The sequence below is a fragment of the Sphingomonas sp. LY29 genome, from assembly GCF_035593985.1.
GTDB lineage: Bacteria > Pseudomonadota > Alphaproteobacteria > Sphingomonadales > Sphingomonadaceae > Sphingomicrobium.
In genome coordinates this window covers 776,208-797,651 of sequence record NZ_CP141587.1, presented here as the reverse complement: position 1 = coordinate 797,651, position 21,444 = coordinate 776,208, and the positions used below count along the sequence as shown (strand labels likewise).

The window sequence follows — 21,444 nt, the reverse complement described above, 5'->3', positions numbered from 1 at the left end:
GGCGGTGCTGCCTAGCGCGGGATCGGGATCAAAGCCACTCCCCGAACCCGTCGAGAATAGCGCGGTACATGTCGCGCTTGAAGGGAACGATCAGCTCCGGAAGGAGCCGCGGCTCGACCCATTGCCAGTGGCTGAACTCGGGATGATCGGTGGCAATATCGATATCGTCGTCGGTTCCGATGAAGCGGGCGAGGTACCAGTCCTGGATCTGACCCTTCCACTTTCCCTTCCACAATCTGGCGGCGATCGCGTCGGGGATGTCGTACTTCAGTTGCTGAGGATGGCAGGCGATCTGCTCGACCAGGGCTGGGGCAACGCCAGTCTCTTCCTCCAGCTCGCGCAACGCGCCCGCCCAGCTTTCCTCGCCGGCGTCGAGCCCACCTTGCGGCATCTGCCACGCCTCGTCCTTGTTATCGATGCGACGGCCAACCCAGACCAGATTGTCGGCGTTGATCAGCATCATGCCGACCCCGCGGCGGTACTTGGCAATGTCGTTCATGGTCGCCGGACTAGCGCAATCGGTCGGGGCCGAAAAGCGATCGGTGGCTCAGGCGGTCTTGTCCTCGGCCGTGTCGGTCGTGGTCGCGCCGAGGCCGAGTCCCATACCCATGCCCATCCCGGCGCCTCCAGCCATGCCGCCGCCGCCACCACCGCCGCGACCCCCACCACCGCCTTCGCGACCGCCACCGCCACGGCCGCTCGAGGCGGGGCGGGTCGGGCCCTGTCTCGGGATCTCGAGGCTCGTGGGGATGGGGTCGAGGGTCAGCGCCTTGCGGACGAAGTCACGAAGCGACACCACCAGTTCGGCGGTGTGCACCGGCCGGCCTTCCGCCAATTCACGCGCTGCGGAGGCCGCCAGCCGCACCTGTTCGTCGGTGCCGAGCAGAATGACGTCGGAGAGCGCGGCTTCAACCGCATCGCGGGTCCGCCGTGCCCGGTCGCTGCCGGTCGCTTCGACATCATCGCCGCGCTCGCGCAGTTGCCTAAGATGCGTCGGATCGACGGCCAAATCGCCGGTGAACGACCCGCCAAGCACTTTATAGGCGGCGATCAGCGTCTTCAGCCGCTCGTTGATCTGGCGGTTCTCCCGCTCGCGGCGTTGCTGGATCGTGTACATCGCCAGCAAGCGCACACCGACGCCGATCAGCGTGATGAGCGCGAGGCCGAGGACGGTCGACAGGATGCCCTGCCAGCTTGAAAAATCCATTCCCCGCATGAACGTCGTCCCCTTCATCCGCTCAACCACTGAAGTACTTATTCGACGCAAATCGACGCGAGTTTCGATTGCGACGGCATCATCCCGCGCTTACTTCGAGGCCATGGACCGTGGCGGAGTCATGAAATGGTGGCGTTCGCCCTGGTGGCTATTGGCGCTGCTTACCGGTGCTAAGAGCTTCGCGGACAACCCCATCCTTGGATCGTCCCGGCTTAACGCGGCGGGACTGCATCAGCGGCGCAAGCGGCTGGCCCATGTCATGGCGGATCGTCGAAGGGCGAAGCTGGCAAGTTTGGTGCCGGATCATTTGCGTGCCGAGTTCGACCGCAATGGCTTTATCGTCGTCCGCGACGTGCTTGCTCCGGACGAGTTCACGCGTCTCCAGTCCGACCTGTTCGGAAGTCGCTTGCCGTCGCGAGCGCATCAGCAAGGCGACACGATCACTCGGCGCATTCCCGTGGGACCGGAATTCCTGCAGCGCTTTCCCGTCTTGCGGGAATTGATCGAAAGCCCGCGCTGGACCGGTATCATGGCTTATGTGGCAAGCACCCGATCCAAGCCGCTCTACTACATCCAGTCCGTCTTCGGTGGGATCGAGCAGGGGCCTCCCGATCCCCAATTGCAACTCCACGCCGATACCTTCCATCCCTCGCTCAAGGCGTGGCTTTTCCTGACCGACGTCGGAGAAGAAGACCGACCGCTGACCTACGTCGCGGGGTCGCATCGCTTTACCGAGGCAAGAGCGGCATGGGAGCATGCGAAGAGCGTGGCGATCCACGACGATGCCAACCATCTGTCGCGTCGCGGATCGTTTCGAATTGCGCCCGAGGAACTGGCCGACCTTGGCCTTCCGGCGCCGACCCATTTCGCCGTCCCGGCCAATACGCTGGTTGCCATCGACACCAGCGGTTTTCACGCCCGCGCCGACTCCACCCGTCCGACCACCCGCGTCGAACTATGGGCCTATTGTCGCCGCACGCCCTTCCTTCCCTGGACCGGCTTCGACCTCCTTTCCTTGGGCCCCATCGCCTTCCGACGAGCAGAATGGCTCGGCCGGGCGGTCGACTGGCTGTCGGCTCGAAAGGTCATGGTCCAGCATTGGCGCCCCGTCGGCCTCCGTCGGCCAATCGATCCGTGACGATCGGTTGCGCATCGGCACTGGCATCGGTTTGCCCACAGTCGTAAGGGGGAGGTCAACCACAGTTTCTCGATGAATTAAGGACCCGCATGACCCAGTCGGCGACCCACCTGCTGACCCCCGAAGAAGCCAACGCGCACCCACCGATGGAGGCGATGGTCGTCCGTTTCGCCGGCGACAGTGGCGACGGGATGCAGCTAACCGGGGGGCAGTTCACGCTGTCCACCGCTCTGGCGGGCAACGACCTTGCCACCTTCCCCGACTTCCCCGCCGAAATCCGTGCCCCGCAGGGGACGACGTTCGGCGTCTCGGCCTTCCAGATCAATTTCGGGTCGACCGCGATCGAGACTGCGGGCGACCAGCCTGACGTGCTCGTGGCGATGAACCCGGCCGCGCTGAAGGTGAACGTGAAGGCGCTTCGCGACGGCGGCCTGATCATCGCTGACGAGGGCGAATTCACCGCGCGCAACCTTGCCAAGGCGGGCTACGACCAAAGCCCGCTCGACGATGGCAGCCTCGCCCGCTGGAACTTGGTGCGCTTCAACATCAGTCAGCTGACGCTCGATGCGGTCAAGCCGTTTGGGCTTGGCAACAAGGAAGCGCTTCGCTGCAAGAATATGTGGACGCTCGGCCTTGCGCTGTGGATGTTCGACCGCGACCGCCAGCCGATCGTCGACTGGCTCAATTCCAAGTTCGCTAAGAAGCCCGAGCTTGCCGAAGCCAACATCGCCGCGCTCAACGCCGGTCACGCCTATGGCGAGACGGTCGAGATCGGCGCGCATATCAGCCAGCATCACATCGCCGCCGCGCCGGCCGAACCGGGGCTTTATCGCACGGTGACCGGTGCCGAGTCGCTGTCGGTCGGGCTGGTCGCGGGCGCGCAACTGGCGGGCCTGCCGATGTTCTTCGGCGGCTATCCGATCACGCCGGCGTCGGCGATCCTGCATCACCTCAGCCGTCTTAAGGAATATGGGATCACCACGTTTCAGGCGGAGGACGAGATCGCAGCGATCTGCGCCGCGATCGGCGCGAGCTACGCCGGACAGCTGGGCGTCACCTCGTCTTCCGGTCCGGGGATCGCGCTCAAGGGCGAGGCGATGGGCCTTGCGGTGATGACCGAAATGCCGCTGGTCATCGTCAACTCGCAGCGTGGCGGGCCATCGACCGGGCTTCCGACCAAGACCGAGCAGTCCGATCTTTATCAGGCCGTCTATGGCCGCAACGGGGATGCGCCGATCCCAGTGATCGCGGCGCGTTCGCCCGCCGACGCTTTCGATTGCGCAATCGAGGCGTGCCGTATCGCGGTTCGCTACATGACGCCCGTGCTGCTTTTGACCGACGGCTACATCGCCAATGCGGCCGAGCCGTGGAAGGTGCCCGACATGTCGGGATACGCACCATTCCCGGTCAGCTTCGCGCCGGAGCAGGAGCCGGGCACGCCCGTCCTGCCGTTCGCGCGCAACGAGGAACTGGCGCGGCCCTGGATCAAGCCCGGCACCGTCGGGCTTGAGCATCGCATCGGCGGGATCGAGAAGGCGCCTGGCAGCGGCAACATCGACTATTCGCCCGAAGCCCACGCCGAAATGACCCGCGTCCGCGCGGCGAAGGTCGCGGGCATCGCCAATTCGATCGGCGAACAGGAGGTCTGCCTCGGCAATTCGTCGGGCAAGCTTGCGGTTGTCGGTTGGGGCTCAACATATGGCCCCATTCACCAGGCCGTGCGGCGCGCCCGTATGCGCGGGCTCGACGTTGCCCACATCCACATTCGCCACATCGCGCCGTTCCCGGCCAATCTTGGCGACCTGCTGCGCGGCTATGAGCGGGTCATCGTTCCCGAGATGAATACGGGGCAGCTGAAGACGATGCTTCGCGATGCATTTCTTGTCGACGCTCGCCCGGTCAACAAGGTCAGCGGCCAGCCCTTCACCATCGCCGAGATCGACGCGGCGATCGCCGAGGCATTGGCATAGCCATGGCCTACACGCCGCGAAATCCGGGCACGCGCAAAGAGCAGCCTCCGCTCAAGCCAATCAACGCCTGGCCCCTGATCGCGATGCTCGTCGTCGTCGTTTTCCTCTACCTCTGGTTCAACGGATATTTGGTATGAATGAGGTGACCAAGATCACCACCGCCAAGGATTGGGCGTCGGACCAGGAAGTCCGCTGGTGCCCCGGCTGCGGCGACTATGCGGTCCTCAAGGCAGTACAGCGCACGATGCCCGACCTCGGCACCGCGCGCGAGAAGACGGTGTTCGTCAGCGGGATCGGCTGCTCCAGTCGTTTTCCCTATTACATGGCAAGTTACGGCTTCCACACGATCCACGGCCGCGCCTGCGCGGTCGCGACCGGAGTGAAGCTCGCCAATCCCGAACTCGACGTGTGGATCATCACCGGCGACGGAGACGCGCTCAGCATCGGTGGCAATCACACGATGCACCTGCTGCGCCGCAACCTCGATTGCCAGCTACTGCTGTTCAACAACGAGATTTACGGCCTGACCAAGGGTCAGTACTCCCCGACCTCGCGCATCGGGACGCGGTCGCCCTCGACGCCGTTCGGGTCGGTCGACAGTCCCGCCAACCCTTGCGCCTTCGCGCTCGGCTCGGGTGCGCGGTTCGTGGCGCGCGGGATCGACGTGCACAAGAACCTCCCCGACGTGCTCAAGGCAGCGCACGCCCATCGCGGCGCCAGCTTCGTCGAGATCTTCCAAAATTGCGTCGTCTATAATGACAACGTGTTCGCGCCGTTCACCGACAAGGGCGTCGCCGCCGAGAAGCAGCTATGGCTCAAGCCCGGCGAGAAGATGCTGTTCGCGGGAGGCACGAAGGGAATCGCGCTCGACGTCGAGCGGCTGACGCTGAAAGTCGTCAACGGCGACAGCGATGAGGTGATTGTCCACGATCCGAAAAATCGCGGGATCGCGCACATGCTGGTCGAAATGCCGGGTGACGTCTTCCCGGTCGCGCTCGGCGTTCTTTACGACGATCCCAAGCCGACCTTCGACTGTGCGGTGATCGAGCAGAATGCCGCCATCGCTGCCGGCAAGACCCCCGACCTGCAGAAACTCGTCAGCCAGGGTCAGACCTGGCAGGTCGAGAAGGAGCCGAGGGCCGAGTGATCCCGCGCGAGCTCGTCGGCACGGCGTACATTCCCGGCGGCGAGACGATGAGGCTCTACCGCCGCGGCGGCGATCACATGATTCTCGTCGATCGCGAGGAGCTGATGTCGACGCGCATGAGCGGGTCGGAAGAAGCGCTTGCAACCATGACGATCGATCGGCTCGGCGCGCCGGAGCCGAACCTGCTGATCGGCGGATATGGCATGGGATTCACCCTCCGTGCCGCGCTCGCCATGCTCCCGTCAAAAGGGAGAGTGACCGTCGCCGAACTTGTACCCGACATCCTCGACTGGGCGCGCGGGCCGATGGCAGCGATGACCGGCGACTGCCTCGACGATCCGCGCGTGACGATCCGCATCGGCGATGTCGTCGAGGCGATTGCGGAAGTGCAGGGTGCCTACGACGCGATCCTGCTCGACGTCGACAATGGTCCGGACGGCCTCGTCCGTACCGCCAACAACCGCCTCTATTCGCCATTGGGCCTGGCCACCGCTCGGGCTGCACTTCGGCCCGGCGGGATCATGACGATCTGGTCGGCAGGAGAGGACCCGTCCTTCACCCGCCGCCTTCGCGAGGCCGGTTTCCGGGTAGAGGAGCAGGTCGTTCGTGCGCGCCAGAACGGCAAGGGGCCGCGCCATCATCTGTGGTTCGCCGGGATCTAGCGATGGATAATTTCACGCATTCGCTCGCCGGCTGGGCGCTTGGACAGGCGGGCCTCAAAACCAAGACGCGCAAGGGGCTGGCCGCGCTGATTCTCGGTGCGAACATGCCCGACATCGACGTCTTCTTCGGCTGGGTTCCGTGGCTTCCGCTCGCGACCCATCGCGGTTTCACGCACGGGCTAGTCGGCGGCGTGCTGCTGATGCCGCCGTTGCTCGCAGGTCTCTTGATCCTGCTCGATCGATGGCAGGTCTCGCGCGGCGCCCCGTTCAAGAGCGGCCTGGCGATGCACCCAGGCTGGCTGGTTGCGCTTTGCTATCTCGGTGCGCTGACCCACCCGCTGCTCGACATGCTTACCACCTATTCGGTCCAGCTGATGTCGCCGCTTTCGAACGCTTGGTATCATGCCGACGGGCTGTTCATCATCGACGTGTGGCTGTGGACCTTGCTCGCCGGATCGATCGCCTGGTCACGTTGGCGCGAGAAGCGTGACAAGGCATGGCGCCGTCCGGTTCAGGCGGCGATCGCCATCGCGCTCGGCTATGTCGCGCTTCAGCTCGTCGTCAGCGATCGGGCCGAAGCTGCAACGGTTCGCTGGGCGGGGGGCCGGGAGGTCGACGCCTTTTTCGCCTCGCCGCAGCCGGCCCTGTCATGGCGGCGCGACCTCGTGTGGCGCGAGGGCCGCTGCTACCGTCGTAGCGCTTACGATCCGCTGGGCGGCGGGATGAGTGCCGTCGGTGCCTGCCAGGATCCGGGGATCGACGACCCGTTGGTTCGGCTGGCGGCGGGCGGCGATCGAGAGCTTCAAACCTTCTTCCGCTGGTCGGTTCTGCCGATCGCCAGTGTCGTCCGCTCACGTTGCAAGGCCACGATCGAGGTCGGCGATGCGCGCTACGGCGACACGGCGGCGAACAATCGGCTCGGGCGCACCTCAACCGTCCCGCTTAGCGGCCCCGGCTGCCCTGCGAAATGAGCGCGCCGACGATCGTCTGGTTGCGTCGCGACTTGAGGCTCGCCGATCAGGCTGCCTTCGTCGCCGCGGCTGCCGAAGGACCCGTGATTCCCGTTTATGTGCTCGACGACGACACCCCCAAACATCGCGCAATGGGCGCCGCGTCGCGCTGGTGGCTGCATCACAGCCTGGAGGCGCTCGACGCCGACCTGCGGGAGCTCGGCTCGCGGTTGATCCTCCGGCGGGGCAAGGCAGCGGCCGAACTTTCGGAAGTGGCAAAGGACGTCGGTGCCACGCGCGTGCACGGGCTCCACCATTATGAGCCGTGGTGGCTCAATGCCGAGCGCGCGGTGGCCGAGACGCTCGACCTGCAGCTTCACGATGGCAACTACCTCGCCCCGCCCGGCACCGTGACGACCGGCAGCGGCGGGCTGTACAAGATCTACACGCCGTTCTGGCGCGCCCTGTCGCAGCAGATGCCGCCTCCGGAGGCCCAGCCCGCACCGGGTAAATTAGCGTCTCCCGAAAAATGGGCCGAAAGCGACCGCATTTCCGACTGGTCGCTGCTGCCGACCAAGCCCGACTGGGCGAAGGGCTTCGGATCCGACTGGACCCCGGGCGAAGCGGGCGCCGCTGAGCGTCTCAAAGATTTTGGCGAGGAGGCGTCGCATTACGACGGCCAACGCAATTTGCCTTCGGTCGAAGGCACGTCGCGCCTGTCGCCGCACCTCCACTTTGGCGAGATTTCGCCGGCAACGGTGTGGCACGCGGTGTCCGGTCGGCGCGGCACGGTCGGCACTTTCCTCAGCGAGATCGGCTGGCGCGACTTCGCGCAGAATTTGATTCTGCAATTCCCTGAATATGGTCGGACCAACGGGCGCGACAAATATGATGCGCTGCCTTGGCGAAAGGCCCCCGCCGAGTTGCGCGCGTGGCAGCAGGGGCGGACGGGCTACCCGATCGTCGATGCGGGGATGCGGCAGCTCTGGACGAGCGGCTGGATGCACAACCGCGTGCGGATGATCACCGCGAGCTTCCTCGTGAAGCATTTGCTGATCGATTGGCGCGAGGGCGAGCGCTGGTTTTGGGACTGCCTGATCGACGCCGACTACGGCAACAACAGCACCAACTGGCAGTGGGTCGCCGGCACCGGCGTCGACGCCAGCCTGTTCAGCCGGATCATGGCCCCGCTCACCCAGTCGGAGAAGTTCGACGCGGCGGACTATGTCCGGGAGTGGGTGCCGGAACTTGCGCGATTGGATGACGAGCACATCCACGATCCGCCCGACGACCGCCGCGGCGACTATCCGGTCAAGATCGTCGGCCACCGCGAGGCGCGAGAACGGGCGCTGGCGGCGCTTGCCAAGACTCGGTGAGGCGGGAATAGGTCGCGGCATGGCATCGAGGGGGCAACATCTGGTCCGCGCCGATCGCGCGTTCGCGACCGGGCCGGGGATCGTCGGCTGGCTGGTCGCACCGCTGTTCGCGCGACTGGTCGACCAGTTGCACGATCGGCTCGCGATCGGCGGGATCGACTCCACCTTGCCCGACGGATCGAAGCGCCGCGTCGGCTTCCATGCCCCGGGCCCTGTTGCGGTCGTCCACCTGCGAAGCTGGATGGGCCTCGTCCGTCTCGCGACCTCGGGGTCGGTCGGCTGGTACAAGGCGTGGGCGGCGGGCGAATGGACCTCGCCCGATCCGGTGCCACTATTCGAGCTGTTCATGGCGAACGCGGTCGCGCTCGGTGACCTTGCCCGTGCCAAGGGGCCGATGCGGATAGTGAATGCGATCGCTCACCGCCTCCGCGACAATGCGCCGGTCAAGGCGCGGCAGAACATCGCCGCGCACTATGACCTCGGCAATGATTTTTACGCGGCCTGGCTCGATCCGACGATGACCTACTCAAGCGCCCGCTTCGGAGTGCCGGGGCAGGATCTGCAAATCGCCCAGCAAGCCAAGATCGGCGCGCTGCTCGACCGGCTCAATCTGAAATCCGGCGACCGGCTGCTGGAGATCGGTTGTGGATGGGGGACGCTGGCGATCGAGGCGGCGAGGCGCGGCGCAACCGTCGTCGGGCTGACCCTGTCGACCGAACAAAAGGCCTGGGCGGACGAGCGGATTGCCGAGGCAGGGCTGTCCGACCGGATCGACATTCGCCTGCAGGACTATCGCGCGATCGACGAACGGTTCGACGCTGTCGCCTCGGTCGAAATGGTCGAGGCGGTGGGCCAGCGTTATTGGCCCGACTATCTCGATTGCATCGCGAGGAACCTCAGGCCGGGTGGGCACGCCGCACTTCAGTTCATCAGCATCGACCACCGCCTGTTCGACGATTATGCCAAGAGCGCGGACTTCATTCAGGCGTACATCTTCCCGGGCGGAATGCTGATCGACGAGCCCCGTTTCGAAGCGCTCGCGCGCGGTCGGGACCTTTCATGGGACGATCGCAACGGCTTCGGGAGCGACTATGCCGAAACCCTGCTCGAATGGCGCCGTCGCTATGACGCCGCGGTCGCGGCGGGTCAGCTCGAAGAATTCGACGAGGCATTTCACAATCTCTGGCGCTATTATCTGATGTATTGCGAAGGCGGCTTCCGCGGGCGCGGCATCGATGTCGCGCAGGTGACGATGATTCGAACGTAAAAGGCGCGACCCGGATCGACCGGGCCGCGCCATTCTTTCGCGATTTATGTCGCGTTACTTCTTCAGATACTGTTTGCGCACCTGCTGAGCGAGCGCCTGGCTGCCGCTCTTGGCGTCGCACGCCGCAGCCGTGCCGGCCTTGCCGAGGACGGCCGCGCTGACGCCGCAGACGTTGGCTGCGACGCCGATCGGCACCTGCGCCTGAATCTGGTTGTTGTTGAGCACGTCGAGGTCGTTGAGTGCCTTCACTTCGACGTCGGTCAGGATGTCCTTCAGGATCACGTCGCCAACCGTGACATTGACGAGTCCGCTCGGGACCTGAACCTGTGCGGCCGCCGGGGTGAGAGCGACGGTTCCAAGCGCGAGGGCGCCGGCGATCATATATCTACGCATAAGCCTACTCCTTACAGTCGAAAGCGCATGCCGCGTCCGGAGGACGTCTCCGGGCGGAGTATGCGGGTTTCGCGAAGAGGCTCAAACGCGGGTAGATCGTTGCGGATGCCGCCGAAACGCTCAACCGTTATTGATTCAAGTTAATTCGAAACAGCTTCACTGACTTGGTGACGGGCTCCCGTCGGCAAGCCGCTTGCCAGCATCGTCAGGATCGAAGTCGCCACTTCCTCAGGCGCTTTCAGCGTGCTCGGTTCTTCTCCCGGGAAGGCCAATTGCCGCATGCGCGTCCGCGTTGCGCCTGGATCGACGATCAGGACGCGCAGCTTTCCGGCATGGGCCGTCTCGTCGGCATAAGCGCCCAGCATCGTGTCGAACGCTGCCTTGGACGCGCCGTAACCACCCCAGAACGCGCGCGGTGTTTCGCCGACCGACGAACTGATTCCGACGACATCGGCGCGCTCGGCCCGGCGCAGCATGGGATCGAACGCCGCGATCAGGGCCTGGTTCGCGAGGACGTTGAGCTTGAAGACCCGCTCCAATTCTTTCTGGTCCAGATGTTCGACCGGCGACAGGCTGCCAAGCATCGCCGCGTTGAGCACGAGCAGGTCGAGGCTGCTCCAGCGATCGGCGACGGCCTGCGCGAGCTTGGAGATGCTGTCCCCGTCGTTGAGGTCCATCGGCGCGATGGTCGCCTTGCCGCCCGCGGCGTGGATCCGTTCCTCTACCTGTTCGAGCGCGGCGGTCCCGCGAGCGGTCAGGATGACGTGCGCACCGGCGGCGGCGAGCGCTTCGGCGGTAGCGGCACCGATGCCGCGGCTTGCTCCCGTCACGAGCGCAAGTTTGCCTTCGTACGGCTTCGTGTCGGTCATAAAATCCTCGTGTTAGCGGCTGGCGACCAGCGACAGGACGCGCGGCTTGCCGTCGACGTCGCAGTCGGTGAGCGTGGTGGGGTAGTCGCCGGTGAAGCAGGCATCGCAGCGCTGCGGCGTCGTCGAGTTACGCGTGTCGCCCATCGCGCGATACAGCCCGTCGATCGAGATGAAGGCGAGGCTGTCGGCATTGATATACTTCGCCATTTTCTCGACGCTCATCTGCGCGCCGAGGAGTTTCGCGCGCTCGGGCGTGTCCACTCCGTAGAAGCAGCTGTGCTTGGTCGGCGGCGAGGCGATGCGCAGGTGGACTTCCTTTGCGCCGGCATCGCGCATCATCTGGACGATCTTGACCGAGGTCGTGCCCCGAACGATCGAATCGTCGATCAGGACGATGCGCTTGCCATTGATCAGCGCCGAGTTGGCGTTGTGCTTCAGCTTGACGCCGAGATGGCGCACTTCCTGGCTGGGCTGGATGAAGGTGCGGCCGACATAGTGCGAGCGGATGATGCCGAGTTCGAACGGAATGCCCGACGCCTGGCTGAACCCGATCGCGGCGGGGACGCCGGAATCGGGAACCGGCACGACGTAGTCGGCCTCGACCGGCGCTTCCTCGGATAGGACCGCGCCGATGTTCTTGCGCACTTCGTAGACGCTCTTTCCCTCGGCGACGCTGTCGGGACGCGAGAAATAGACATGCTCGAAGATGCACGGCCGCGGATTGGCCTTCGCGAATGGACGGAAGGAGCGGACGCCCGCTTCGTTGACGATGACCAGTTCGCCCGGTTCGATATCGCGCAGATAGGTCGCGCCGATCACGTCGAGCGCGACGGTTTCCGATGCGAAGATCGTCGCTTCGCCAAGCTTGCCCATCACCAGCGGCCGGATGCCAAGCGGATCGCGGCAGGCGACGAGGCCTTCGGGCGTCAGGCACAGCAGCGAGTAGGCACCCTCGACCTGACCGAGCGCGTCGGTCAGCCGGTCGAGCGGTGCGGAGAAGCTCGACGTCGCGACCAGATGGATGATGACTTCAGTGTCGCTGGTCGACTGGAAGATCGAGCCGCGGCGGTTGAGCGCACCGCGAAGAGTCATCGCGTTCGAAAGATTGCCGTTGTGCGCAACGGCGAAGCCGCCCTGCGCGAGTTCGGCGAAGAGCGGTTGAACGTTGCGGAGCGCGGTCTCGCCGCTGGTCGAGTAGCGGACGTGGCCGATACCGGCGGCACCCGACAGCTTGCGGATGATGTCGTCGCGATCGAAGCTTCCCGCGACATGCCCCATCGCGCGGTGCGAATGGAAGTTGCGCCCGTCATAGGTGGTGATGCCGGCCGCTTCCTGGCCGCGGTGCTGAAGCGCATGAAGGCCTAGCGCGACAAACCCAGAGGCATTGTCTGCACCCCAGATGCCAAAGATGCCGCACTCCTCGCGAAGCTTGTCGTCGTCGAACGGGTCGGTCGTAAGCATCGGCCGCGAATCCTTCGGGGGCAGGGATGACGGGCCTATAGCGGGGTGTCACACCGTTGTCTTGCTTAGCGTCGGAGGCGATTGACCTTTACGGAAACGTAAACTACTAAATTCTCTATGCTTGCCACCAAGAGCCACTATTCGATCGGCGACCTTTGCGATGAGTTTTCCGTCACCGCACGGGCGCTGCGTTTCTATGAGGATGAAGCGCTGATCGCGCCCGAGCGGCGGGGAACTCAGCGTCTCTACTCCGACCGTGACCGAGCGCGACTGGCTTGGATTTTGCGCGGCAAGCGCGTCGGCCTGAGCCTGGCCGACATTAAGGAACTGCTCGACCTCTACGACCTTGGCGACGGCCGCCAGACCCAGCGCCTGAAGACGATTGAACGCTGCCAGCAGCAGGTCGATGCGCTGGAGCGGCAGCGGGTCGATATCGATGCCACCATCACCGAACTCAATGAATTCATCGCCCTGTTGGGCGGCGAACGCAGCCAGGAAAGCGAATAGTCATGCCCGTCTACAATGCGCCGGTCCGCGATACGAAGTTCGTTCTCGACCATATCGTCGAGCTCGGCCGCTACGATAACCTTCCGGCCTTTGCCAACGCGTCGGCGGACATCGTCGAAGCGATTCTGGAAGAGGGCGGCCGTTTCGCCGGCGAAGTGCTGGCGCCGCTCAACCGCATCGGCGACGAGGAGGGCTGCACCCGCCACGACGACGGGTCGGTGACGACGCCGACCGGGTTCAAGGACGCCTATCGGCAGTTCTGCGAAGGCGGCTGGACGACGCTGTCGGCGCCCGAGGAATATGGCGGGCAGGGTCTGCCGCAGGTGCTCGCCACCGCGGTCAGCGAATATGTGCTGTCGGCCAACCAGTCGTTCGAAATGTATCACGGCCTGACCGCCGGCGCGATCGCGTCGCTGCTGGTCAAGGGATCGGACGAGCAGAAGGCGACTTATGTGCCCAAGATGGTTGCGGGAACGTGGACCGGCACGATGAACCTGACCGAGCCGCATTGCGGGACCGACCTCGGCCTCATCAAGACCAAGGCCGACCCCAACGAAGACGGAAGCTACTCGATCTCCGGCACGAAGATTTTCATCTCGTCGGGCGAGCACGACATGGCGGAAAACATCATCCACCTCGTCCTCGCCAAGATCGCGGGCGCGCCGGACAATGTGAAGGGCATCTCGCTGTTCGTGGTGCCCAAGTTCATGGTCAACGACGACGGATCGCTGGGTGAGCGTAACGCGGTTTCGTGCGGGTCGATCGAGCACAAGATGGGCATTCACGGCAATTCGACCTGCGTCATGAATTATGACGGCGCCAAGGGCTGGTTGGTCGGCGAGGCCGAAAAGGGCCTCGCCGCGATGTTCATCATGATGAACGCGGCGCGTCTGGGCGTTGGGCTTCAGGGCCTGGCGCAGGGCGAAGTCGCCTACCAGAACGCCGTCGCCTACGCGAAGGACCGTCGCCAGGGCCGCGCGCTCAAGGCCGAGAACCGCGATCCCGACGCAAAGGCCGACAATCTTTTCGTCCACCCCGACGTTCGCCGCATGCTGATGGAAGGCCGCGCGTTCAACGAGGCGGCGCGTGCGCTGGTGCTGTGGGGCGCGCTTCAGGTCGACCTGTCGCGCCAGTCGCAGACGGAAGAAGAGCGGCAGACTGCCGACGACCTGATCTCGCTGCTGACCCCCGTCATCAAGGGTTACCTCACTGACCGCGGGTTCGAAGTCGCGGTCAACGCTCAGCAAGTGTTCGGCGGGCATGGCTACATCCGCGAGTGGGGGATGGAGCAGTTCGTCCGCGACGCGCGCATCGCCCAGATCTACGAAGGCACCAACGGTGTGCAGGCGATGGACCTGGTCGGGCGCAAGCTGGGCAAGGACGGCGGCCGCGCAGTTCGGGCTTTCTTCGAGCTGGTCGGCAAGGACATTGCCGAGGCGCGCGCGGCAGGCGATCCCGCAGAGCTTGCCGCTCCGCTGGAAAAGGCGGTCGGCGATCTCCAGGCTGCGACCATGTGGCTAGCGCAGAACGGGATGGCCGATCCCAATCACGCGGGCGCAGGCGCCTATGCCTATATGCAGCTGATGGGGCTCGTCAGCCTTGGCTGGATGTGGCTGAAGATGGCCGCCGCGTCGGATCGGCTGCGTACCGTGAACGGCGAGGATGCCGGCTTCCACGAGGCGAAGCTAACGACCGCGCGCTACTTCGCACAACGCGAACTGGTGGCGTCGGGAACGTTGCGGCGCAAGGTCGAGGCCGGCGCCGACAGCGTCATGGCGCTTCCGGTCGAGGCGTTCTGATCGAAGTCTAGCTAGCCTTGGTGACGTACCAGGGCTGAAGCATCGTCGCCCCGCTCATGACCGGGCGGGGGGCGAGGCGGGCCATGTCGAACTTCTCGTTGAATTTGACCCCGAACTTGTTCGCCTGCGCCCAGCGCACGACGCCGACGACCGGGCCGACGCCGACGATGTCGATGGTCATATAGTCGCCGGGTGCGACGTTGCGCGGGCATTCCACCAGCGCGCCCATCGCGGAGATGTTGCGGAGGCGGATTTCGACCGTCTCGCCATCGATCGCGGCGATCGCGCGACGCATCAGCCGTTGGCGCGGTTCGCGAACGCATTGGAAGCCATCGGCTTCGACCGTGATGCGGCTGGTCATTTCCAATGCGACATCGGCCGTTCCCGGCTTGCCGAAGATGTAACCCTGAACCTGGCTGACGCCCAGTTCGCGGATCAGCTCCAAATCGTCGTGAGTTTCGACGCCCTCGGCGGTCGTATCCATGTCGAGGCTCTCGGCCAGCGTCACGATCGCGCGGATAATCGCGGCATTGCGCTTCATCATCGACGCGGCGCCGCGGACAAAGCTCTGGTCGATCTTGATCTTGTCGAATGGCGCCTTTTTCAGATAGCCAAGCGACGAATAGCCGGTGCCGAAGTCGTCGAGCGCCAGGCGGACACCGAGCGCCTTGAGGCGTGAGAAGGTGCTTTCAGTCGCGTCGCTGTCGGCGAGGAAAACCCCCTCGGTTATTTCCAGTTCGAGACGAGCGGGAGCGACTTCGGATTCGCGAAGCGCCGCCGCCACCGTCTCGACGATGTGCGGATCGTTGAACTGGATCGGCGACAGGTTGACGGCGATCCGGACCTGCTCGGGCCAACGTTTCGCCTCTCCGAGCGCGGTTTTTAAAACGAACGACCCGATTTTTCCGATCATTCCGCATTCTTCAGCCAGCGGGATGAATTTGTCGGGCGAGATAGGCCCGCGCGTGGGATGATTCCAACGAACCAGCGCCTCGAACCCGCTGATCTCTTCATTGGCGGCGAGGACGATCGGCTGATACGCCACCCACAATTCGCCGCGATCGAGCGCCTGACGAAGGTCGTTTTCGAGAACCTGGCGGTTGGCGGCTTCGCTGTGCATTGAGGATTCGTAGAAGCAGTGCTTGCCCCTGCCAGCGGCCTTGGCAGCGTAGAGCGCAAGGTCGGCGTTCCGGATCATGCTGTCGGCGCAGCTTCGTCCAGGGTCGCCGATGGTGATACCGACCGACGCACCGATCGTCACGCGGTGACCTTCGATCATGTACGGACGCGAGACCTGTTCGATAAGCGTGCGTGCAAGGCTTTCGAGCAGGCCGGTTTCGACGGTGCCCGGCAAGACTGCCTTGAATTCGTCGCCGCCCAATCGACCGACTTGGCCGTGGTCGCCCATCACCGCGATGAGGCGCTGACCGACTTGCCGTAGCAGCGCATCGCCTACCGGGTGGCCAAGAGTGTCGTTGACGTTTTTGAAGCGGTCGAGATCGATCAGGAACAGCGTGCAGCCCTTCTGGCGGCGGGCGGCGTTGCGAAGCGCTTCGTCCAACGTCTGGCGCATCAAGGCTCGGTTGGGCAGGCCGGTCAGCGAATCGAAGCGGGCGAGGCGGCTGATTTCTTGCTCCGACCGACGTTGTTCGGTGAGGTCGGTGCCGATGCCGCGGAAGCCGAGGAAGCGACCGTGGGCGTCGAACAGCGGATTGCCAGACAGCGACCAGTGAATGTCCTCGTCGCTCGCGGCACGCACCACGACGTCGCTGAAAGGGAAGCGAGCCGACAGGTGGAAGCCCAGCGTGCGTTCTTCCCGAAGCCCGTCCGAGGGTGTGTTGTCGACCGAAAGCAAGTCGGTGAATTGACGGCCGAGCAGGTCGCGGGCGGGGACGTTGAAATCGTCAGCCAGCTGCTGCGACACGTAGGACAAGGTGCCCTGCGAATTCGTCTCCCAGAACCAGCCGCGACCGCTATTTTCGAATTCGTCGACGAACTGCAGCGCCTTGCGCGCCTGCGCTTCGAGCCGGAGGCGCTCGCGAGCGGCGGCAATGACGGTGCGAGCGCTCGTCATGCTGTAAGCGACGTTGATGAGCGCAAGGAAGCCGACGCCGACGAACACTTCGACCGACGGCGAAAGCAGCAACGAACCGGCAAGGGCGACCGTGGCGTTCACGATCGCGACCGGAGGTGAGGAAATCGACACGATCATCGCGGCGCCAATTCCGGCGCCAAAAGCGAGGGCTAGGAAGCTGAAGTCGGTCGGATGATGTCCGGCGGCCAGGAGAAAACCATAGCCAACCCAGAGCGCGCTGCTGACTCCGACATAGGCGCAAAGCCCGAGCGATATCGTCTTGGCACCGAGCTTCAGTTTCTCCCGGAAGCGGAGCGCCGCCCATGCAACGGCGTCAAGAACCAGGACCGCGACGACCGGGACAAGCAATGGGATGGCGGCATTGCCCATCTGCATGCTGGGATGGAAAAAAACGCAGGCGAGGCCCCACACGAGATGGGCAGCGCCGAGAAGGATCGGCGCCAGGTCGAACATCGCAATGCGCTGGTCGGCAAGCTGCTCGTCGTCGATAGTCTCGGGTGTCCGCAGGTCGAACGTCAACGCGTCCGAAATCGAGGCCTTCGCATTAATGGCGTCGCCACCGGCGACCGCAAACCGCGACCTACGCATCCTGCCTGAAACTCCTTCAGGCAAGGGATTAACCACCCAACGATTAACACTTAGTCAAACGGTCGCGGTAAGGTGCGAATTAAGCATCTTCCTGCGGAAGGAAGTCCGGCACCGACAGATAGCGCTCGCCCGTGTCGTAATTGAAGCCGAGCACGCGGGGCTTGTCGCCAAGCTCCGGCAGCTTCTGCGCAATGGCCGAGAGGGTCGCGCCGGACGAAATGCCGACGAGGACACCTTCCTCACGCGCCGAGCGCCGCGCCATTTCGCGCGCGTCTTCGGGATCGACCTGAATGACGCCGTCGAGGAGCGACGTATCGAGGTTTACCGGAATGAAGCCCGCACCAATGCCCTGGATCGGGTGAGGGGCGGGATCGCCGCCGCTGATGACCGGCGACAGGGTAGGCTCGACCGCAAATACTTTCAGGTTCGGCCACGCCTTTTTCAGCACGCGGGCACAGCCGGTGATGTGGCCGCCGGTGCCAACCCCGGTTATCAGCGCGTCGAATGGCGCATCGCGGAAATCGGCGAGGATCTCGTCGGCCGTCGTCTTGATGTGGACGTCGATGTTGGCGGGGTTATCGAATTGCTGCGGCATCCACGCGCCCGGTGTCTCCGCAAGGATTTCTTCGGCACGGGCGATGGCGCGCTTCATGCCTTCTGCGCGCGGCGTGAGATCAAATGTCGCGCCATAGGCGAGCATCAGGCGGCGGCGTTCGACCGACATCGAATCCGGCATGACCAGGATTAGCTTGTAGCCCTTGACTGCGGCAACCATCGCCAGCCCGACGCCGGTGTTGCCGCTGGTCGGCTCGACGATCGTGCCGCCCGGCTTGAGCTTGCCCGACCGTTCAGCTTCCTCGACCATCGCGAGCGCAATGCGGTCCTTGATCGATGCACCCGGGTTTGAGCGTTCGGACTTGATCCAGACTTCGGCGTTGTCGCCAAACAAGCGGTTGACGCGAACATGCGGCGTATTGCCGATTGTCTCGAGGATCGTCGAAGCCTTCATCGTGGTTTCTCCTGTCGGGTCGCAGCGTCAACATCGGGAGCGTCGAAGCTGGTTGCAAGCCTGATCTCCGGGAATTTCCATGCCCAGATGGCGACGACGGCAATCGCACCGATGCCGCCGCCGACGACTGCGACGACGGGACCGACGAGCGCGGCGAGGAAACCGCTCTCCGCCTCGCCAAGCTCATTCGAGGCGGAGATGAACAGCGTCGAGACCGCGCCCACGCGGCCGCGCATCGCGTCGGGCGTGTAGAGCTGGATCAGCGATTGGCGGACGTAGACCGAGAACATGTCGGCGGCGCCGAGAATGGCGAGACAGCCGATACTGACCGCCATGTTGCGCGAAAAGCCGAAGACGATCGTCGCAAAACCGAAGACGGCGACAGCGAGCAGCATCTTCACCCCGACATTGGTCTTGAGCGGGCGGAAGGCGAACCAAGCGGCGGTCAGTGTCGCCCCGATCGCAGGCGCGGCGCGAAGGTGGCCGAGCCCTTCGGGCCCGGTGTGGAGGATGTCGCGCGCGAAGATCGGCAGCATCGCGGTCGCACCGCCGAGCAGTACCGCGAACAGGTCGAGGCTGATCGCGCCGAGCACCAGCTTATTCTCACGCACGTAACGAAGGCCGTCGACGACTTGGCTCCACGGCGACGCGGCGCCGCGCACTGGCCGCTCGATCGGCGGAATGCGGAACAGGCCGAGCAGGGCGACCCCGAACAGGATGGCGCTGGCTTCGTAGGGCGCGGCGGGGCTGTAGGCGTAAAGATAGCCACCGATCGCCGGACCGGCGATGGCGCCGCTCTGCCACGCGATCGACGACAGCGCGATGGCGTTGGGCAGAATTGCGCGCGGCACGAGATTGGGCGCAAGCGCGCCGAGCGCGGGCCCGGCGAAAGCACGCGCGACGCCGAGCAGCGCCGCGATGCCATAGAGCCAGTAAAGCGACATCGCGTCCTGCCACGTGACGATGGCCAGCGTGGCGGCGCACAAAAGCTCCAGGCCGACCGCGCATCGCGCGACGACGCGTCGGTCGACGTGGTCGGCGACCCATCCGGCCACCAGGCTGAGCGCGAACAGCGGGACGAATTGGACCACGCCGATCAGCCCCAAGCGGAGCGCGGCGTCCTTCATGTCCATCGTTTCGCGGGCGATGTCGTACACTTGCCAGCCGATGACGATGACCATCGCCATCTGCGCGATGGTCGCAGACAGGCGAGCGAGCCAGTAGGCCCGGAAGGCGGGGATCTTCAGCGGGGCCGGGACCATCATTCGCGCCTAGCGGCCCCCTTAGGCGGCGGCAACCGGATCAGGCCGCGAATGCCTGGGCGAGGATTTCATAGGAGCGCACGCGCGCCGAGTGATCGAAAATTTGAGAGGTGATCATCAGTTCGTCGGCGCCGGTGCGAGCGACGAATTCCTCGGTTGCCGCGCGGACGGTCTCCTTCGACCCGATCGCCGAGCATCGGAGTAACCCGTCGAGCATCGCACGGATGTCGAGCGGAAGCGTCTCGGCAAAGCCGGCGAGGGGGGGCTTCAGCTTACCGGGGTTGCCGGTGCGGAGCGCGACGAACGCCTGCTGAAGCGACGTCGCGAGCAGTTGTGCTTCCTCGTCAGTGTCCGCCGCGAATACGTTGAAGCCGAGCATCGCATAGGGCTTGTCGAGATAGGGCGATGGCTGGAATCGAGCGCGATAGACGGCGAGCGCCTCGATCATTTGCTGCGGCGCGAAGTGCGACGCGAAGGCGTAGGGCAGGCCAAGGTGCGCGGCGAGCTCGGCGCCGAACAGGCTCGACCCAAGGATCCATACCGGGACGTTCGATCCTTCGCCCGGAACCGCGCGGACCCGGCGGGTGGGGTCGACGGGACCGAGGTAATCAAGCAATTCGACGACGTCGCGCGGGAACTGGCCCGCATCGGAGGTCATTGATCGGCGCATCGCCATCGCCGCGGCCTGGTCGGTGCCTGGGGCTCGGCCAAGCCCAAGGTCGACGCGACCGGGAAACAGCGCGTCGAGCGTGCCGAATTGCTCGGCCACCTGAAGCGGTGAATGGTTGGGGAGCATGATCCCGCCGGCGCCGATGCGAATGGTCGTGGTGCCGCCAGCGACATGGCACAACGCCACGGCGGTAGCGGCGCTTGCGATCCCGGGCATCGAGTGATGCTCGGCCATCCAGAAGCGCTGGTATCCCAAGCGCTCGGCATGCCGGGCGAGATCGCGCGCGTTGTTGAGAGCGATGCCAGCATCGCTGCCTTCGGCGATGGGGGCGAGATCGAGAACGGAAAAAGGAACCATGATCGCCATATGGGGCGTCAGGTTGCGATTACGAACCCAGTTCGTCGCGCGACGCCATGGCGAGGATCGTCGACCACTCTTCGTCGGTGACGGGCGATACCGACAGTCGCGACTGGCGCAGAAGAGCCATGGCCGACAGCGACGATTCCTTCTTCATCTCAGCGAGGGTGACAGGACGCTCCAGCGGCCTGTGCGGCTCTACCGGCACCTTGACCCAGCTTCCATCGTCGCCATCGGCCTCTCCCGGTCCAGCGATGCGGGCGATGCCGACAATGGCCCGGTCGGCGCCGCTATGGTAGAAAAACGCCTCGTCCCCGGTTTGCATGGCACGAAGATGCAGGCGGGCCGCGTTGTTGCGTACGCCGTCCCAATCGGTCCGGCCGTCGCCGACGAGGTCGTCCCAGCTGTAAGTGCCAGGCTCCGATTTCAGCAGCCATCTTGCCACCATAGGCTCCAATTAAGCGCGATTCGTCCGCGAGTTTACGCCAGCATCGGCTTGGAAATCAGCCAAATTGCCTAATGTTCCGGTCACCTGTCCCGGTCCGGGCTCGACTCATCGACGATTTCTTGTGCAACGCAGCATTGTCGCTATTTGACCGCTATCGAATTTGAATGAGCGAGCGGATCCGCTCTTCGTCGCGACCACGCTGACGGCAGGATCCCAGAGCAAGTCGGACGCACTCTCCCCGCCGCCAGAGCGATTTTTCG

General features: G+C 64.6%; 20 protein-coding genes. 10 read left to right on the top strand and 10 right to left on the bottom strand.

The genetic code is table 11. The features are described from left to right. Positions 1-28: 28 nt before the first annotated feature. Together SH584_RS03980 and SH584_RS03975 are read right to left on the bottom strand one after the other, a co-directional pair. Positions 29-499 carry an RNA pyrophosphohydrolase gene (locus SH584_RS03980; protein WP_324808726.1) on the bottom strand — a complete coding sequence of 157 codons (471 nt, stop codon included), beginning with the start codon at positions 497-499 and terminating at the stop codon, positions 29-31. A 48-nt stretch (positions 500-547) separates the two neighbouring features. Next, the gene (locus SH584_RS03975) at positions 548-1,207 is read right to left on the bottom strand and encodes a hypothetical protein (RefSeq protein WP_324808724.1); all 660 of its coding nucleotides are present in this window, start codon (positions 1,205-1,207) and stop codon (positions 548-550) included. A 112-nt stretch (positions 1,208-1,319) separates the two neighbouring features. Between SH584_RS03975 and SH584_RS03970 the strand changes: the two genes are divergently transcribed. The 8 genes from SH584_RS03970 to SH584_RS03935 all read left to right on the top strand — a co-directional run bounded on the left by SH584_RS03970 (position 1,320) and on the right by SH584_RS03935 (position 9,726). After that, complete coding sequence (locus SH584_RS03970; RefSeq protein WP_324808723.1) at positions 1,320-2,354, top strand: phytanoyl-CoA dioxygenase family protein; 1,035 nt, start codon at positions 1,320-1,322, stop codon at positions 2,352-2,354. A gap of 89 nt (positions 2,355-2,443) precedes the next feature. Further along, positions 2,444-4,324: a 2-oxoacid:acceptor oxidoreductase subunit alpha gene (locus SH584_RS03965; protein ID WP_324808721.1), complete on the top strand. Its 1,881-nt coding sequence runs from the start codon at positions 2,444-2,446 to the stop codon at positions 4,322-4,324. Positions 4,325-4,326: 2 nt separating this feature from the next. Then, a complete protein-coding gene (locus tag SH584_RS03960) occupies positions 4,327-4,461 on the top strand; it encodes a hypothetical protein (RefSeq protein ID WP_322842562.1) in 135 nt (44 codons plus the stop codon). Further along, positions 4,458-5,471 (top strand): 2-oxoacid:ferredoxin oxidoreductase subunit beta, encoded by a 1,014-nt coding sequence (locus SH584_RS03955; protein WP_324808718.1) that lies wholly within the window; start codon positions 4,458-4,460, stop codon positions 5,469-5,471. Before SH584_RS03960 ends, SH584_RS03955 begins: the two co-directional genes overlap by 4 nt. Next, positions 5,468-6,133, top strand: coding sequence for a spermidine synthase (locus tag SH584_RS03950; RefSeq protein ID WP_324808717.1), 666 nt, complete (start codon positions 5,468-5,470; stop codon positions 6,131-6,133). The genes SH584_RS03955 and SH584_RS03950 overlap by 4 nt, the downstream gene beginning before the upstream one ends. 2 nt (positions 6,134-6,135) lie before the next feature. Continuing rightward, complete coding sequence (locus SH584_RS03945; protein ID WP_324808715.1) at positions 6,136-7,104, top strand: metal-dependent hydrolase; 969 nt, start codon at positions 6,136-6,138, stop codon at positions 7,102-7,104. Then, entirely contained in the window at positions 7,101-8,459 is a 1,359-nt protein-coding gene (locus tag SH584_RS03940) for a cryptochrome/photolyase family protein (RefSeq protein ID WP_324808713.1), read from the top strand. Before SH584_RS03945 ends, SH584_RS03940 begins: the two co-directional genes overlap by 4 nt. Before the next feature lie 19 nt (positions 8,460-8,478). Then, positions 8,479-9,726, top strand: a complete 1,248-nt coding sequence (locus tag SH584_RS03935; protein WP_324808712.1) for a cyclopropane-fatty-acyl-phospholipid synthase family protein — start codon at positions 8,479-8,481, stop codon at positions 9,724-9,726. A gap of 54 nt (positions 9,727-9,780) precedes the next feature. Here SH584_RS03935 and SH584_RS03930 read toward each other — a convergent pair whose 3' ends face one another. The 3 genes from SH584_RS03930 to purF form a co-directional block, all read right to left on the bottom strand. Further along, complete coding sequence (locus tag SH584_RS03930; protein ID WP_324808710.1) at positions 9,781-10,119, bottom strand: hypothetical protein; 339 nt, start codon at positions 10,117-10,119, stop codon at positions 9,781-9,783. Positions 10,120-10,259: 140 nt separating this feature from the next. Beyond that, the gene (locus tag SH584_RS03925; protein WP_324808708.1) at positions 10,260-10,988 is read right to left on the bottom strand and encodes an SDR family NAD(P)-dependent oxidoreductase; all 729 of its coding nucleotides are present in this window, start codon (positions 10,986-10,988) and stop codon (positions 10,260-10,262) included. Positions 10,989-11,000: 12 nt separating this feature from the next. Beyond that, entirely contained in the window at positions 11,001-12,449 is a 1,449-nt protein-coding gene (purF, locus tag SH584_RS03920) for an amidophosphoribosyltransferase (protein WP_324808707.1), read from the bottom strand. Between the two features lie 117 nt (positions 12,450-12,566). Here purF and SH584_RS03915 point away from each other — a divergent pair, with 117 nt between their 5' ends. Both SH584_RS03915 and SH584_RS03910 read left to right on the top strand, forming a co-directional pair. Then, positions 12,567-12,956: a MerR family transcriptional regulator gene (locus SH584_RS03915; RefSeq protein WP_322842553.1), complete on the top strand. Its 390-nt coding sequence runs from the start codon at positions 12,567-12,569 to the stop codon at positions 12,954-12,956. 2 nt (positions 12,957-12,958) lie between these two features. Further along, positions 12,959-14,755 carry an acyl-CoA dehydrogenase C-terminal domain-containing protein gene (locus SH584_RS03910; RefSeq protein ID WP_324808705.1) on the top strand — a complete coding sequence of 599 codons (1,797 nt, stop codon included), beginning with the start codon at positions 12,959-12,961 and terminating at the stop codon, positions 14,753-14,755. Between the two features lie 7 nt (positions 14,756-14,762). On the opposite strand, the gene SH584_RS03905 is transcribed toward SH584_RS03910, so the two are convergent. The 5 genes from SH584_RS03905 to SH584_RS03885 all read right to left on the bottom strand — a co-directional run bounded on the left by SH584_RS03905 (position 14,763) and on the right by SH584_RS03885 (position 21,181). Beyond that, positions 14,763-17,438 (bottom strand): putative bifunctional diguanylate cyclase/phosphodiesterase, encoded by a 2,676-nt coding sequence (locus SH584_RS03905; protein ID WP_324808703.1) that lies wholly within the window; start codon positions 17,436-17,438, stop codon positions 14,763-14,765. 79 nt (positions 17,439-17,517) lie between these two features. After that, on the bottom strand, positions 17,518-18,447 hold the full coding sequence (cysK, locus tag SH584_RS03900; protein ID WP_324808701.1) for a cysteine synthase A: 930 nt from the start codon (positions 18,445-18,447) through the stop codon (positions 17,518-17,520). Then, a complete protein-coding gene (locus tag SH584_RS03895) occupies positions 18,444-19,709 on the bottom strand; it encodes an MFS transporter (protein ID WP_416385150.1) in 1,266 nt (421 codons plus the stop codon). Before SH584_RS03895 ends, cysK begins: the two co-directional genes overlap by 4 nt. A 40-nt stretch (positions 19,710-19,749) precedes the next feature. Beyond that, complete coding sequence (locus tag SH584_RS03890; protein ID WP_324808697.1) at positions 19,750-20,736, bottom strand: LLM class flavin-dependent oxidoreductase; 987 nt, start codon at positions 20,734-20,736, stop codon at positions 19,750-19,752. A 28-nt stretch (positions 20,737-20,764) separates the two neighbouring features. Then, the gene (locus tag SH584_RS03885; RefSeq protein WP_416385149.1) at positions 20,765-21,181 is read right to left on the bottom strand and encodes an EVE domain-containing protein; all 417 of its coding nucleotides are present in this window, start codon (positions 21,179-21,181) and stop codon (positions 20,765-20,767) included. Positions 21,182-21,444: the final 263 nt, after the last annotated feature.